The 16,027-nt window shown below is 50.6% G+C and carries 14 protein-coding genes and 1 riboswitch; all 14 genes read left to right on the top strand.

Annotated elements, in window-relative coordinates; all coding sequences use genetic code 11:
• Positions 1-405: hypothetical protein (locus tag KOO63_10575; protein MBU8922250.1), on the top strand; the 405-nt coding region annotated here is incomplete at its 5' end.
• Positions 405-1,931 carry an SPOR domain-containing protein gene (locus tag KOO63_10570; GenBank protein MBU8922249.1) on the top strand — a complete coding sequence of 509 codons (1,527 nt, stop codon included), beginning with the start codon at positions 405-407 and terminating at the stop codon, positions 1,929-1,931. The genes KOO63_10575 and KOO63_10570, both read left to right, overlap by 1 nt.
• Positions 1,932-1,962: 31 nt before the next feature.
• Positions 1,963-5,571, top strand: a complete 3,609-nt coding sequence (gene smc / locus KOO63_10565; GenBank protein ID MBU8922248.1) for a chromosome segregation protein SMC — start codon at positions 1,963-1,965, stop codon at positions 5,569-5,571.
• Positions 5,572-5,585: 14 nt separating this feature from the next.
• Positions 5,586-6,479, top strand: a complete 894-nt coding sequence (ftsY, locus tag KOO63_10560) for a signal recognition particle-docking protein FtsY (protein MBU8922247.1) — start codon at positions 5,586-5,588, stop codon at positions 6,477-6,479.
• 118 nt (positions 6,480-6,597) lie between these two features.
• Complete coding sequence (locus tag KOO63_10555; protein MBU8922246.1) at positions 6,598-8,070, top strand: HAMP domain-containing protein; 1,473 nt, start codon at positions 6,598-6,600, stop codon at positions 8,068-8,070.
• Between the two features lie 83 nt (positions 8,071-8,153).
• Positions 8,154-8,277: riboswitch (FMN riboswitch) on the top strand.
• 88 nt (positions 8,278-8,365) lie between these two features.
• Positions 8,366-9,514: a bifunctional diaminohydroxyphosphoribosylaminopyrimidine deaminase/5-amino-6-(5-phosphoribosylamino)uracil reductase RibD gene (gene ribD, locus KOO63_10550; GenBank protein MBU8922245.1), complete on the top strand. Its 1,149-nt coding sequence runs from the start codon at positions 8,366-8,368 to the stop codon at positions 9,512-9,514.
• Positions 9,499-10,077, top strand: coding sequence for a riboflavin synthase (locus KOO63_10545; protein ID MBU8922244.1), 579 nt, complete (start codon positions 9,499-9,501; stop codon positions 10,075-10,077). Before ribD ends, KOO63_10545 begins: the two co-directional genes overlap by 16 nt.
• Before the next feature lie 33 nt (positions 10,078-10,110).
• On the top strand, positions 10,111-11,328 hold the full coding sequence (locus KOO63_10540) for a bifunctional 3,4-dihydroxy-2-butanone-4-phosphate synthase/GTP cyclohydrolase II (GenBank protein MBU8922243.1): 1,218 nt from the start codon (positions 10,111-10,113) through the stop codon (positions 11,326-11,328).
• 44 nt (positions 11,329-11,372) lie between these two features.
• Positions 11,373-11,840, top strand: coding sequence for a 6,7-dimethyl-8-ribityllumazine synthase (gene ribH / locus KOO63_10535; GenBank protein MBU8922242.1), 468 nt, complete (start codon positions 11,373-11,375; stop codon positions 11,838-11,840).
• Positions 11,841-12,260: a transcription antitermination factor NusB gene (gene nusB, locus KOO63_10530; GenBank protein MBU8922241.1), complete on the top strand. Its 420-nt coding sequence runs from the start codon at positions 11,841-11,843 to the stop codon at positions 12,258-12,260.
• 217 nt (positions 12,261-12,477) lie between these two features.
• On the top strand, positions 12,478-13,251 hold the full coding sequence (locus KOO63_10525) for a class I SAM-dependent methyltransferase (GenBank protein ID MBU8922240.1): 774 nt from the start codon (positions 12,478-12,480) through the stop codon (positions 13,249-13,251).
• A gap of 41 nt (positions 13,252-13,292) precedes the next feature.
• Positions 13,293-14,399, top strand: coding sequence for a glycosyltransferase family 4 protein (locus KOO63_10520; GenBank protein ID MBU8922239.1), 1,107 nt, complete (start codon positions 13,293-13,295; stop codon positions 14,397-14,399).
• A complete protein-coding gene (locus tag KOO63_10515) occupies positions 14,390-15,352 on the top strand; it encodes a flippase-like domain-containing protein (protein ID MBU8922238.1) in 963 nt (320 codons plus the stop codon). Before KOO63_10520 ends, KOO63_10515 begins: the two co-directional genes overlap by 10 nt.
• A 63-nt stretch (positions 15,353-15,415) precedes the next feature.
• A partial coding sequence (locus KOO63_10510; protein MBU8922237.1) for a DUF2723 domain-containing protein occupies positions 15,416-16,027 on the top strand: 612 nt, incomplete at its 3' end.

Below are 16,027 nucleotides of genomic sequence, written 5' to 3'. Positions count from 1 at the left end.
GCCGTTCTGGTGAGATATTGGCGGGGAGAGACCACTATGATCCCCACGCTGAATTTGATAATGACGACCAGTGCTGAGATCGCGCAAAGGGCGGAGGTTTTCTCGTCGGCACTCAGGGAAAGGACTGGAGAGAGTGTGGAGATCGAGCTTGTCGAGGGTGAGTCCTCGATCGGTGGAGGTAGTTTCCCTCTCGATCCTCTACCGACCGTCCTTGTGGAGATTCGGACCGGGAGAAGCCGGGCATCCGATCTGGCTTCCAGGATGAGGATCATGGATCCTGCTGTATTCGTTCGGATCAAAGAAGAAAGCGTATATCTTGATATGAGGACAGTCGCGGAAGACGAGGAACAGATCCTTCTGGACAGCCTCGAAGAGGGAATAAATAGAATCTCAGGGAAGGAATAATGAGCATGGGTGATGAAGGTAAATGTTTCCCGGATGAAGACCCCAGGAAGGGTTTTGGTGGAGAAGGATTCTCCATATTCCTCGATGAATCGGAGATGCTTACTTTCATGGAGGAAGGCGATTTCTCTTCTTCGCGCGACCTTGAACATTTCAACGCTGTCAGTTCGGGTTTCGAGAAGAAACTGAAGGATAGCGGCGGATTCTCTCTGCTGGCTCTTTCAGTCGGCGAGGAGAGGATCTCGAGAGATTTTACAGTACTCCAAGTGGCTCATAACATCGCGAAACACGGAAAAAAGGTTCTTATTGTGGACTGTGATTTCCTGGTCCCGGGCCTGAGCGGACTGATCAGGAATATCGAGGATCACGGATTTCTGGATCTTCTTCTGTACGGCAGTTCCCTGAAATCGGTGATGAAGGCTACCGGTATAGATAACGTTAATGTGACTGGGCCAGGGTCATTTCCTGTGTCCAGGACGATTCCCTTTGCCTTGAAGGAATTTTCGAAAGTCCGTGAATTTCTGGCAGGAAAAGCCGATGTGATCATCTATTGTTCGACCCTCTACGCAGAGGACGAAGCCATCAATCCGCTGATCGGAATGGCGGATAGTATTCTTCTATGTTGCAGGATTGACGATCTGGAAGAGGGTGGTCTCGAAAAGAGGATTTCCGACACTGGTGAGCACGCGTCAAAGGTCGATCTTATCTGTTTCTGCAGCCGTATGGGAAAGGCACCAGCCAAAGAGGACCAGGAGGAAGCTTCCCCCGTTTCTGAGATCGAAGGCGATGATGAGGATGTCCTGGATCTCGATCCTGAATCTGAGATACAGGAGACGATAGAAGAGGATGAAGGTCAGGAAGCGGCATTTCTGGAGAAATCGGAGGAGATCGATTCGATAAAGAAAAGCGGCCGGGGCAGGATAAGTCTGCCAAGGTTGTTTGCGATCGGTATTCCGGTCGTAATCGTGGCTTTTATTATCTGGTGGGTCATGCTTGAGAGGTCCACTCAGGAGCAAGAAGGATCAGGTAAGATGACTGCGCTTGTGCAGAAACAACAGGATGCTCGCGAGATGGCGTCACGGACCGGAGGATCGGATACTGCGGAAGCCGGTCCTGAAGAAAATGGCGCCACAGGTCAGGAGTCGGTCGAGGGAAAAATCCCAGGTGAAGAGGCTGAGGTCACTCCCGGACCGGGAACCGACCGCCAGGTAACAGATGTGGAAGAAACCGGGGATACAGACATCGATGAAGAACCGGCGCCTGAGATCCGGACTCCCGCGCCTGCGGGTTCGTATTACACCATTCATGTCGCTTCATTCAAGGATATGTCGAGAGCCGGCGCGGAGACTGATTATCTTGAGGATAATGGATATGAGGTAAGCGTCAAGGAAGTGGATGTGAAGGGGAAGGCATGGTACAGGGTCTATGTCGGAGAGTTTGATAACAGGGAAGAAGCCGATGCGGTCAGAGTGCAGTTGGGAGAATTGAGGCGTATCGCATACACCAGAGTAGTGACATTGAAATATTAAAACGAAGTATTCTTAGTGGAGGTAGAAGAGGGTGAGTCTATCGAGGCTTGAGCTGGTTGGGTTTAAATCTTTCATGTCCCCCGTGAGTCTGGATTTTCGTGATGGCGTGACGGCCATACTCGGACCGAACGGATGCGGAAAGACGAATGTTGTCGATGCAGTCAGGTGGGTCCTCGGTGAACAGAGCGCCCGGCAGCTGAGAAGCAGCAAAATGGAAAACGTCATATTCAACGGGACACAGATACACAAACCCCTGGGTTATGCGGTTGTCAATATGACGATCAGTAACGAGAAGGGCTATTTCCCGGTGGACTATTCGGAGATCACAATAACGAGGAAAGTATATCGTTCCGGTATAAGCGAGTATTTCATCAACAAGACTCCGTGCAGGCTCAAGGATATCAGGGAGCTTTTTGCCGATACGGGTACAGGCAGCCACTCATACGCCGTGATCGAGCAGGAGATGATAGAGTATGTCCTGAACGATGCTCACGGTGAACGGCGGAACATGTTCGAGGAAGCCTCGGGTATAGTCAAATACAGGATGAGAAGGGAAGAGGCGAAAAGAAAACTCAAACTGACGGAAGCTGATCTTCTCCGGCTGGACGATATTCTCGACGAGCTGGACAAGAATGTACGCTCGCTCAAGTACCAGGTAGGCAAGACGAGGCGTTACAAGACGCTCAGTGAAAGGATCAGGCAGTGGAGTATGATAAGGCTCAGGTCTACCCTTTCGGGCCTTCTATCTGAAAAGAGGGTGGCTGGGGAGGATCTGTCAGAGTCTATGGATATCTCCAGGCAGGATGATGATTCGCTGGGTGAGAATCAGAAAAGAGTGGAGGATGCGAAGCTCAAGCTGATCGAAAATGAACAGCGGAACACGGACCTTCAGAACCGCAGGTACGAAGTGCGGAGGCGGATACAGACTTCCGAGGAAAAGATCATTCAGTATACCGAGCGTAAGGGTGAAGCGGAAAGAAGGATCAAACGGGCCCTCCACGAGATCGAGGAGGCCGGTGTCCGCATCGGGAAGATCACCGGCAGGATAAGTGGAGCAAGGGTGGAGGAGGATGTCACATCCGAGAAGATCGCCCTGGAACGCGAAGAGATAAAAAGCCTTGGAGGAAGATTTGAGGAAATATCGGTGCGGATCGAGAGGATACAGTCCGAGTTGATCGATCTTAAACAGACACAACTCGATTTTCTTCAGGATCAGGTCAGGGTCAAGAGCAGCCAGGATCATTTCGAGGCGGTTTTGAAGGAGCTCGATGAGAGGTCCTTGCAGATGAGGGAACGTATATTGAGTCTCGAAATCGAGATCGCGGATCTGGCAGGCCTCAAGGGGGAAAGGGAATCCACCCTGTCTGACCAGCAGGAAAGACTCAATATGCTGGAGAAGGCGCGTGAAGAATCCACATCCAGGATCGAATCTGTCGGAGAATCTCTTTCCACGAGGGAAAGGTCCCTGGCGGAGATGAATACAGAACTGGCCCGGTTGAGAAGCAGGCATGACCTGTACAGCAGGATGAAGGAGAATTTCGAAGGGTTCCCCGGTGGAGCCCGCTATATCCTGAAAAAAAGTGACGATCATGTCAGGGGGCCGTTGGCCGAGATCATGAAGATCGACGATATTTACAGACCAGCTCTCGAATCTGTGCTGGGAGGAATGACGGACGGAGTAGTGGTGGACAGTATGGCTGGAGCGATGGGCCTGATCGAGGAGCTCTCATCCAAGAAGCTGGGTGGGGTAAGGCTGTTCGTCGAGGAGATGGACCGTGCCGGGCAGAACGATGTTCCTGCGGATGTTCAGGGTCTGGTCGGCAGGTTGAGTTCTCTCATCGAGATAGACGCCGCAAAGAGGGAAATGATCGATGCACTCCTCGGTACGACTCTTGTATTCGAAGATCCAGAAAGCGCTATCTCCTTTATAAGTTCGGAAGCTGGAAATGTGTTCGATGCTGTCACTGTGACCGGAATATATTTCTGCAAGGGAAAAGGTATATATTTCTGTGGTTCTCCGGGTGAAGAAGAAGTCTCTTTACTTGGAAGGGGTGAAGAGATTGAGAAGATGAAGGAGAATATAGTATCTCTCAAAAGGGATGCTTCGGAGGAAGAAGCTGGATGCGAAAGGGAAAAGAGAGAGAAAGAGGAACTTCGGAGAAAGGTTTCCGAACTTGATTCAGATATAGTCACGGCAAGGAATGAAGTGGCTGACAGCAGGGAGAAGATGAGGGAAGTCGAGCGCGATTACATAATGAAAAAGGAGAAGTGCTCCCTTCTCATGAAATCGATGGATGAGATCGAGAACTCCCGCGTTGAAACGCTTTCGAAGCTGGAGGAAGCCAGACTTACTCTTGCTATGCATCAGAATACGGGCGATGTGTCCATGGTTACAACTCTGGAGGGTGAACTCTCCACCCTGCTGGCCGAGAAAGCCAGACACGAGAGCTCTTTGACCGAAAAGAAAGTCGACCTTGCCTCTCTGCAGGGTATCCTGGACAGGCACAGGGAAGAGATAAAGGGTCTGGAAGAGATGACGAAGCAGTTCCAGACGATCACTGAGCAGCGGACTGGAGAGATCGAGGCATCAAGGGAAGAATCTTCGAACCTTCTTGTCAATATAGAGGAGGAAAGATCGATCGTCGGCGAACATGTCCGTCAGGAGAATGAATTTCAGCAGGAGATAGATGAACTGACAGGCCTGCTTGAAGAGAAGCGCTCGGTGATAAATAGTATGGAGAAGGACCTCAGGGAGAGGCAACTGGCCAGGGAAAGGATCTTCACCAGGATCAACGATGTAAAGATAAGACTTTCAAATATAGATACGAGGATGTCCGAAACAGTCGAGAAGGCCCGGGAACTGTACAACGAGGACCTGGACTGCTATCTGGAAGGTGTCGAGATACCCCTGACAGAGGAAGAGAAGGCGGTCACTCCCGACATGCTCGAGAGTGAGAAAAGAAAACTGGGTAGCCTGGGCCCCGTGAACCTTGCAGCCATAGAGGAATACGACGAAAAGAAAGAGCGTCTTGATTTTCTAGTAAGTCAGAAGGAAGACCTCGTTCAGGCAAAAGAAGAACTTGAACAGGCTATAATGAAGATCAACAAGAGAGCAAGGAAGCTTTTTGTCGAGACTTTCGAGATAGTGAAGGGGCATTTCGCACAGATATTCGAAGTATTGTTTGAGGGGGGCGAAGCTTCATTGAGCCTGGGGGAAAGCAGCGATCCTCTTGAGGCTGATATCATAATCTCGGCAAGGCCGAAGGGCAAACGTTTGCAGGATATATCTCTGCTGTCTGGAGGCGAAAGAGCCCTGACGGCGATATCACTTCTGTTCGCACTGTACAAGGCAAAGCCGAGTCCGTTCTGTATCTTCGACGAAGTCGATGCGCCTCTGGACGATGCCAATGTCGAGAGGTTTGTCAGAATGCTCAAGAAATTCTCGGAAGAGACGCAATTCGTAATAATCACGCATAATAAGCGGACTATGGAAGCTGCCGATTCTCTCTTCGGAGTGACGATGCAGGAGAAAGGTGTTTCGAAGATAGTATCGGTCAACCTGACCGAAATCGAGGAAGTAATGGAAAGCCGCAACACTTCGGAAAATGAGTCGATAGCTGTGCCTGTAACATCGAATTAGGAAGCGGTGAGAGATTGAAGCGCCTTTTCAGAGGTCTGAAGAAGACCAGGGATCGCCTTTTTGGCCCACTTCAAAAGATATTCTCCAGTGGAAGACTTGATGAAGATGATATCGAGGAGCTTGAGGCCCTTCTTTTTTCCGCGGATATCGGAGTCGATACAACGGAGAGGATCATCGAAAAAGTCAGGGAGAGGCTCTGTTCGGGATCGGGCCCGGACCCGGACTTTATCTCGCTTGTTTCAGATGAACTGCTGGGAGTGATGGATGAGATTCCTCCCTATAAGGAGCCCGATGGTGTTCCGAGGGTGATTGTGATCGTAGGGGTGAACGGCGTCGGAAAGACTTCGACTATCGGCAAACTTTCCGGACTTTTCAAGGCTGAAGGAAAAAGTGTATTGCTCGCTGCTTGTGATACATTCAGGGCTGCTGCCATCGATCAACTTGAACTATGGGCGGAGAAGACGGGCGTTTCGGTGGTGAGGCAGAAGATGGGCTCGGATCCCGCTGCTGTAGCCTTCGATGCTGTGAGTTCAGCGAAGGCGAAGGGTGTCGATATAGTGATCGTGGATACCGCTGGCCGGCTTCATACCAAAGCGAATCTGATGGAAGAACTCAGAAAGATATTCAGGGTACTTTCAGGAAAGATCGAGGGAATAGCCATAGAAGCGTGGCTTGTTCTCGATGCAAACTTCGGCCAGAACAGCTTCAGGCAGGCAGAGGTGTTTGTCAGGGATCTTCCGGTGACCGGACTGGTCCTTACAAAGCTTGACAGTACAGCCAAAGGGGGTATTGTGATCCCTGTGCAGAAGAATCTGGGGGTTCCGGTCCTTTATGCCGGTACGGGTGAAGGAGTGGAAGATATAGAACCGTTCGATCACAATTCCTTCGTGGAAGCACTTCTCCTTTGATGGAAAGCAATTTCCGTCAACGAAACTTTTCTCCCTGATATAAAATTTTCCTTAAACTATTTCATTCCTTTACCGAAGAGATTACTGAAACAAACTATTAATCTTGCGAGGTAGATGGATGAAAAAAGTTCTACAAGTCAAATCAATCAAGACTCGCCTGATCATGTCTACATTCCTGGTCGTGATGCTTGTCACGGTCATAAACGCTTTTTACGAAGAGGCTCATTACAGGAAGATGACGATCAACGATCTCGAGACGAAAATGCTCGATATTACACGAATTATCGCATTCAATATATCGGCCAGCCTCGAATTCAACGATTATGAAGCTACTATGGAGACGCTTCAGTCACTAAAAGAAATGAACGAATTCATAGCGATCACGATCTATGATTCCGAGAAGGAGATCGTAGCAAATCTGCGTGTTGACGCGGGCCAGGAAAGGGGAACAGTACCGACAGAGGATATCCCGGAAGGTGAGGAAATTTACATCAAGAGGATGGACGAAGGATTATTTATCTACCGGTCAGTCAAAATGGATGGGAAATATCTCGGAATAATAGCACTTGAGATGTCCTATTGGAGGGTCAACAAAGTGATCAGGGACAACAGAGTGTTCAGCCTGGTAACGCTGGGGTTTCTGGCTGCAGTCTTTATGCTTCTATCATTTATAATCGGCAATTCGCTGATAAAACAGATACTCAAGCTCAGGGATTTTGCACAGACCCTGGCTCTGGGCGATTTTACCGCACGTATGGATGTGACAGGTGATGACGAGATAGGTGAGCTTACCAGTTCGATCAACATAATGGCCAACGATATGAGTCTCGCTCTTCAACAGGTGATCGATGCCAGTAGAAAAGTCGCCGATACTTCCTCGAGGCTGTCAAGCACGTCACAGCATGTGACGACAACGACAGAGGAGATTAGTGTCAACACACGACAGATCACACAGAATTCCATATCCGCCGCTAAAAGATCGAAGCAGGCGATGGATTCCGCGTTAAAGGGTGAAGATGTGGTGAAAAGAGCAGTCGAAGGGATGACCAGGATATCACAGAAGATCGAAGATTCAGCTTACAGGATGGAAGAACTGGGGAGAAGTTCGCGAGAGATCGATGTGATCATCAATGTTATTGACGAGATCGCCGACCAGACCAACCTGCTCGCGCTGAACGCAGCTATCGAGGCGGCAAGAGCCGGTGAGCAGGGTAAGGGATTCTCGGTCGTCGCGGACGAGATCAGAAAACTGGCCGAGAGGACTGTAAAGGCGACGAAAGAGATCTCTTCGAAGATCACGACAATTCAGGAAGACTCGGGGCAGATGATCGCCTCGATGAAAGAGAATGTGGATGAGGTGCAGAAAGGGTCAAGCTTTGCCAATGAAGCTGGTTCCGCGCTTGGTGAGATCAGAGAGCTGATTACCGGTAGCAGCGATATGATACAGCAGATCGCCGATGCTGCCAGCGAACATCTGACCGTAACCGAGAGTATGACTAACAGTGTCGAAGAGACTATGCGCGAGGCACAGGAGCTGGACCAGATGGCCGAAAGTCTTCAGCAGCTGGTAGGCAGATTCAGAATACTTTAGGCACGGATGTAAAAGACCTTATCGTCCTTGACAAGGCCTCATAATCAGATATAATACAACCACGGGCCGGTTTGAAAAAGGCCCATGACCTTCGGGGCGGGGTGTAATTCCCCCCCGGCGGTAAAAGTCCGCGAATGGACCGAAAGGTTCACTGATCCGGTGGAATTCCGGTACCGACAGTAACAGTCTGGATGGGAGAAGGTTAAACTGCGCGGCATTTGCCCTCGGTGGGCTTGTGCCTTGTCCCTTCGTATCCCCGAAAACCCTTATCCAATGCCGCCGGACCGGAATATCATTGAGTGACGAGACTGTATATATGAAAAGGACTCTCGACCTGGCTGCAAATGGGCTGGGCAGGACTTTCCCCAATCCTCTTGTCGGAGCTGTAATAGTCTCCGGAGGGGAAATAGTGGGTGAGGGATTTCACGGAAAAGCTGGAGGCCCTCACGCCGAGGTTGAAGCGATACGGTCAGCTGGAGACAGGAGCAGGGGCTCTACACTCTATATCAATCTTGAGCCTTGTTGCCATCATGGAAAAACACCCCCGTGTACAGATGCCATCCTGGAATCGGGTATCGAACGTGTCGTTATCGCTATCAAGGATCCGGACTCCCGGGTGATGGGCAGAGGTGTCGGGATCTTGAGAGAGAACGGGGTCGATGTCAAGACAGGCGTGCTGGATGAAGAAGCTGTTGAACTAAACCTTCCATATCTGCACAAGGCCATGACAGGAAGACCGTTTATCGTACTGAAGCTTGCGATGACACTTGATGGAAGGCTTGCAGTGCCGCAGGGTGGTTGGTTTACCGGAGATGAATCTAGGGAAAGTGTTCACAGGCTGAGAACGACAATGGAAGCTATCGCGGTGGGTTCAGGTACCCTGGCGGCGGATCTGCCTTTGCTGGACAGACGATATTTCAGAGATGCTCCTGGCCCGCCGATCCGTATGGTGTTTGACTCATCACTTTCTTCCGACATTCCCGTACAGTGGAAGCCCGGGGAGAACAGGGTGATCTTCTACTGTACGGAAAGGGCAACAGAGGAGATGAGAAAAGAGTTTGAGGACAATGGGGTCGAGGTGGTACTCCTGCCGGAAGATCGGACCGGAATAGATCTGAAGGCATGGGTAGAGCATGTTTCAACAGCCGAGATCTCTTCAGTCCTGATCGAGGGTGGACGCAGGATCGCATCATCAGTCGCAGGTAGCGCCCTGTTCGACAGGTTTATCGTTTACCATGCCCCGATTCTGGATGGTGGCCCGAATGACTACTGGACAGGACCAGACATGTATCCTGATGGTGAGGGTGACCGGCTCATTCTGGGAAGTAGCAGGACTATCGGCCAGGATGTTCTTTCCATATACGACAGGGAACGAATTACCGGGTACAGGCTGTTACTTTCGGAGAACGATCTTATGGAGGAACGAAGATGTTTACCGGATTGATAGAAGAAACTGGAAAGGTCGTTTACCTGAAGAGAAGTTCCACTTCTGCGGAACTCGTCGTCAAGTCATCGTTGACCGGGTTGAAGAACGGTGACAGTGTAGCAGTCAATGGAGTCTGCCAGACTATCAAATGGCTGCGCGAAGATACCTTCGCCTGTGACGTCCTCCCCGAGACCCTGAGAGTCACCAACCTTGGTGGGCTGGGGCCGGGTGTGGAGGTGAACCTGGAGAGGGCACTCATGCTGAGTGACAGGTTGGGCGGACATCTGGTAAATGGGCACATCGATGGAACCGGAATAATAAGGACCATTATCAGGGATCCTCTTTCCATAGAGATCGGTGTGAGTCCCGAAATAACCAGGTTCCTTGTTTCCAAGGGTTCAGTTGCTATAGATGGTATAAGCCTGACCCTGGGGCCCGATGTGACGAAAGACAGTTTCAAGGTCTATATCATACCCCATACGATGGAAAACACATGTCTCCGGAACGTGAGGCCCGGGAGCAATGTCAATATAGAGGTGGATATTCTCGCGAAATATGTTGATAAATTGACAAATCGATAAACGGTCCGTCTCCACGCGGACTGAAAAGAAGGGATTGGAGAAGTGAACTGTATCAGCAGTATCGAAGAAGCACTGAAAGAAATCCACGAGGGCAGGATGGTGATCGTCGTGGATGATGAGGGTAGAGAGAACGAGGGCGATATTATAATGGCCGCCGAAAAAGTCGATGCGGAAGCCGTTAATTTTATCGTAAAAGAAGCACGCGGCCTTATATGTGTAGCCCTGTTGGGTGAGAGACTGGACCAGTTGAGGCTGGGAATGATGGTGCAGGAAAATACGGCGCGGTTGAACACGAACTTTACCGTATCGGTCGATGCTGTTCATGGTACTACAACTGGTATCTCAGCTTTTGACAGGGCCGAGACTGTGCGCGTTCTGGTCGATTCGGAAACGAAGCCTGAGGATCTCGCAAGGCCGGGTCATATTTTCCCTCTTCGTGCTGTCGACAGCGGAGTTCTCAGGCGGGCAGGACACACGGAGGCGGCCGTTGACATAGCGAGGCTTTCAGGACTCAAACCCGGCGGGCTACTTTGCGAGATAATGGCGGAGGACGGGTCTATGGCTCGAATGCCACAACTGGAAGTTTTTGCAGAAAAACACGGGATGAAGATAATAACGATCACCGACCTTATAGAGTACAGGAGACGGAATGAAAAACTCATAAGACGAGGTGCCGAGGCAAGCCTTCCGACAGCGTATGGTGAGTTCAGGCTCATTGCTTATGAGGGACTGGTAGATGGATCGGAGAGTGTCGCGCTGGTAATGGGAGAGCCATGGAACGATGAGTCCTCACTTGTGCGAGTGCATTCGCAGTGCCTTACCGGGGATGTCTTCCATTCATTACGTTGCGATTGCGGGGATCAGCTCGATTCAGCGCTCAAGATGATCGCCGATGAAAAAAGCGGAGTTCTTCTGTATATCCAGCAGGAGGGCAGAGGTATCGGGCTTGTCAATAAAGTCAAAGCCTATGAGCTTCAGGATAAGGGACGCGACACAGTGGAGGCGAATGAGGAACTGGGATTTCCCGCTGACCTGAGGGATTATGGTACGGGGGCGCAGATACTGGCTGATCTGGGGCTGCACAAGATCAGACTACTTACCAACAATCCCAAAAAGATAATCGGGCTGAAAGCCTACGGGTTGAAAATCGTCGAAAGGTTACCACTGGAGATAGAGCCGAACAAAAGGAATCTGAGATATCTTTCCACCAAGAGAGATAAACTGGGCCATCTTTTCGGTGATCTGGGATAGAGATAATACAGGAATATTTTGTATGGCTGTCGAAAGGAGAAAGTATGGCAGTGGAAAAAGCTGGACATCTGATAGGTAAGGGGCTGCGTTTTACGATCGTAGCCGGAAGATTTAACGAGATTGTGACAGAAAGCCTGATAGGCGGGGCGATAGATTGCCTTACGAGGCACGGTGTCTCGGAAGGTGATATAGCCCTGTACAGGGTGCCTGGATCTTTTGAGATCCCCCAGGTAGCTATGAAGCTGGCCGGAGGCGATTCTGACGCAGTCATCTGTCTCGGTACCCTGATAAGGGGAGGGACTCCTCATTTCGATATCCTGGCAGGTCAGGTGGTCAAGGATCTGTCGACTATCGGCATCCAGTCGGGGAAACCCGTCACCTTCGGAATAATAACGGCAGATACTCAGGAACAGGCGATTGAGAGGGCAGGTAGCAAAGCTGGCAACAAGGGGTGGCAGGCAGCTCTATCTGCGCTCGAGATGTCGAATCTGTGGAAAGATATAGAGGGTTAGATGAGTCGCAGAAGAAAAGCCAGAGAAACGGCTCTCCAGACCCTTTACGCTTCCGAAGTCTCAGGCAAAGCCTGGGAGGAAGCACTCGTCGACATGCTCGGGAGAAGGAAACCTTCCGAGGAGGCGGAGGAGTATGCCAGGCGTATTGTTCGCCATGTCTCGGAATCGAAGGATGAGCTGGATAAAATGATCATTGAGAGTCTGGAGAACTGGCGGTTTGACAGAGTCTCGATCATAGATCGTATGATACTTCGGATTGCGCTGGCTGAACTGATACACTGCCAGGAAGTCCCAGTCAACGTGATCATTAACGAGGCAATCGAGATCGCGCACAAATTCAGCTCCAGCAAAGCTGGAAAATTCGTGAACGGTATCCTTGACAAGCTTGCTCGCGAAGTCAGGGAAGACGGGGGTTCGTGAACCCGGGCAAAATTGGTTAAGGTTGTGTTTTATTGGATACTTGCACCCTCCTTTAGTGTATACTTCGAGGAAGGGTCTTCAGGAATACTGTCTCCCGGGACCCATTAGAGATTGTCTTTGAACCCGGGATCCGGTCATTGCGAGACGGAAGCAGCCAGGAGAGGGGCTTCCGTCGTGTTTTACCGGCGGACGCTCCGGGGCGATATGAGAGGCACCGATGAGTTCGAACAGAGTGTCGGAAAAGACGCATTGGAACGAGTTCTGGAAGAAGTCGACTGAACTGTCCGAGGTATACGACAACGAGGGAAGAGTCAGTCGACATTTTTCACGACTTGAGGGCCTGGACGGGAAAAAAATTCTGGAAGTGGGTGCCGGATCGGGACGAGACGGGATATTTATGGCCGGGAAAGGTGCCTCGGTCGTATCTCTCGATTATTCTCCAGATAGTCTTAGAATGATCTCGGGCCAGATTTCGCAGAAGGATGATGTCTCCGTATGCTGCGGCGATGCATTTGCCCTGCCATTCCCCGAAGGGACTTTCGACCTGGTATTCCATCAAGGACTTCTCGAACATTTCCGCAATCCTGGCGACATGATCAGGGAGCATCACCGAGTGCTGAAAAAAGGTGGATATATTCTGGTAGATGTGCCCCAGCGGTATCACTATTACACGCCCTTGAAGCATATCTTCATAGCGATGGGCAAGTGGTTTGCCGGATGGGAGACCGAATTTTCTCCCGGAGAGCTTGAAAGACTGCTCAAAAAGAACTCATACGAGATCGTCATGACATATGGAGAATATCTCAACCCGCCCATCTGGTTCAGGATACTTCGAAAAGGGTTGATGCCGTTTGGGATGACTCTGCCGATGTATCCGAAGCTATTCACCGGATCGAGGCGTGCCCTGACGGGTATAAGAGAAAGATTTCTGGCCACGAGGTTCGGGCTGCATACTTCCGTTGTGATCGGAACGATAGCCAGAAAGGTATAAGGGATCTGCATTTGAAAGTACTTGCTCTAAACTGGCGGGATATGAGACATCCGGAAGCGGGAGGCGCCGAGGTCCATATTCATGAGATCCTTTCGCATATGGCTCGATGGGGGCATGAAGTGACGGAGATCACATCAGGATTCCCCGGTTGTTCGGGGCAGGACGAAATCGACGGGGTCCGGATCCTGAGGGCCGGGCACTGGTACGATGCGAATTTCGTTCTTCCCATGTTTGCCAGAAAGCATATGAAGAATAACAGATATGATGTCGTTCTTGAGGATATTAACAAGCTACCGTTCTTTATGCCTCTCTTTACCGATACTCCTGTCGTCGGTGTGATCCCGCATCTTTTCGGTACGACAGTGTTCAGGGAAGCGAACTGGCTGATAGGGACATACGTACTGTTGATGGAAAGATTTATTCCGGCCGTATTCAGGAAAAACCGTTTCATGGTGATAAGTCCGAGTACAGCGGACGATCTTGCGTCGAGAGGGATCGACAGGGACCGGATAGATGTCGTCCTCTGCGGGCTTGATCATGGTACCTGGAAGCATCTCGACATCGAGAGATTTGCGAGGCCGACGATAGTCCATCTGGGCAGGCTCAGGAAATACAAGAGTGTCGAAATAGCAATGAGGGCGATGAAGATTGTGACTGATAAAGTGCCCGGTGCCAGGCTTTCGATCATAGGAGACGGGCCGTATCGGCCGCAGCTTGAGAAGGAGGCTGCACAGCTTGGACTGGGAGACTCGATCGAGTTTCTCGGATATATGGGTTCTACGGAGATCGTGGAATATATCAACCGGTCTCATCTGCTCTTCAATCCCAGTCCCAAAGAGGGGTGGGGGCTTACTGTGGTGGAGGCAAACGCCTGTGGAGTGCCCGTAGTGGCAAGTGACAGGCCGGGGTTGAGGGATTCGGTCCTCGATGGAAAGACTGGATTCCTTGTGCCGTACGGTGACGTTGTAGCTTTCGGTGAGAAGGCTGTAAAGTTGCTTGGCGACACTGATCTCTGGAACACGATGAGCATGAACGCGATCGAGAGAGTCGGAAGTCTGACCTGGGAGAGGTGTGCCAGGGAGACCGAACAGCTGTTGCTCGAATTGACCGGCGTGGCAGAAATAACGGGGGATTTAGATTGCGGCTGAAGAACGCGGCTCTGCAAACGGTGAAAATAGTCGTTAGTCTGGGGCTGATTATATTCCTGCTTAAAAGGAAGTCACCAGGTGAATTGGCTGTCTATCTGAAAAATATCGATCTGCTACTCCTCACTTCCGCTGTAGCTGTCTTTTTTCTCAGCAGTCTTCTCGGAGCCTTTCAGTGGCACCTGCTTCTCGGAGCGGGTGGAGTGGATCTGAGATTTTCAGCGACATTTACATATTATTTCGTGGGCCTGTTTTTTAATAATTTTCTTCCCGCCAATGTGGGGGGGGATGCAATAAAGATATACGATGTGGTCAAGGAGGGCAGCGATCCCCACCGGGTTTTTGCTTTGACTCTTCTCGACAGGGTCTTTGGAATAACAGGATTGTGTTTTCTGGCTGCCGTGGCATCGATAATCGTTTTCCCGGGAGGAACCATAGAAAACACGGGGCTGTACCTTGGTATTTTCGGGGGATTGATAATCGCTGTGCTGGCTGTCGCGTTCAACAGGAAGTTATCCGGAAGCATCAGGCGGCTTTCAGGAAAGATAGGGATCTGGGGATTGGGTGAGAAGATCGTGCTGGTACTTGGACACATGGGAAGCCTCAGGGACAGGAAGCCTCTTTTTGCGGGTGTAGTGCTTCTTTCTCTCGTGATCCAGACGCTGCGCATAATGACCCATGTCCTGGTCGGGCTCGCTTTGGGGATAACTCTTGGCAGGATCGATCTGGTTCATTTCTTTGTCTTTGTTCCGCTTCTGGGGTTGATCATGATCCTTCCGATATCGATCAACGGGCTTGGTGTCAGGGAGAGCGCTGGAATGGTGCTGTTTACACAGGTCGGGATCCAGGAGGAACTCGCTGTATTGATGGAATTTGTTACTTACGCAGTTCAGGTCGCGGTCAGTCTGATCGGGGCTGTGTTCTTTTTTATAAGAAAACGCTCTGGAAAAGACTAGAGTCCTGTATCAGTATTTATTAGACTGAAAGAGATGATATTTCAAGATAGAAAGGGTATTGAAATGACTGACAGGTCTGTAAACCGGATTACCGCATCGGCGATATTCCTGATAAGTCTGATCGTCTATCTGATGACGATGGCTGTAACAGTGTCCTTCTGGGACGCGGGAGAGTTCATAGCGGCGTCGTATTCTCTGGGAATCCCACATTCTCCGGGCACTCCGCTTTATGTGCTTGTCGGTCGGGTATTCTGCCTGCTGCCGTTAGCTATGTCAGCAGCACAGAAGGTCAATCTCCTTTCGACCGTATCAGCCGCTCTCGGAGTACTGATGGCCTACCTCATTATGGCGAATGTGGTCAGGATGATGTTCGGAGCCGGAAAAACGATGGCCGGCAGGTTTATCAGGCTGGCGGGACCGGTGATCGGTTCTTTTTATCTCATGTTCAGCAGCACTTACTGGACGAACGCGTCCGAATCGGAAGTCTACGCGCTCAGTACGTTTCTCATGGGTTTCTGCTGTGTCCTTGCTTTAAGATGGCTCAAGAATCCAGCGGGTACAGTAGACGATGAGACGAAGAAGAGTATTACAGCGTCCGCGACACCACCGGAAGTCAAGGAGATCCTTGGCAGGGAAGAGGAGAGAAGGAAAAGACATTCGACCAGTCTTATCTTC

This window comes from Candidatus Latescibacterota bacterium, assembly GCA_019038625.1.
Classification (GTDB): domain Bacteria; phylum Krumholzibacteriota; class Krumholzibacteriia; order Krumholzibacteriales; family Krumholzibacteriaceae; genus JAGLYV01.
Note: the sequence above shows the minus strand (reverse complement) of the source record. Positions and strands in the feature narration are given on the sequence as shown.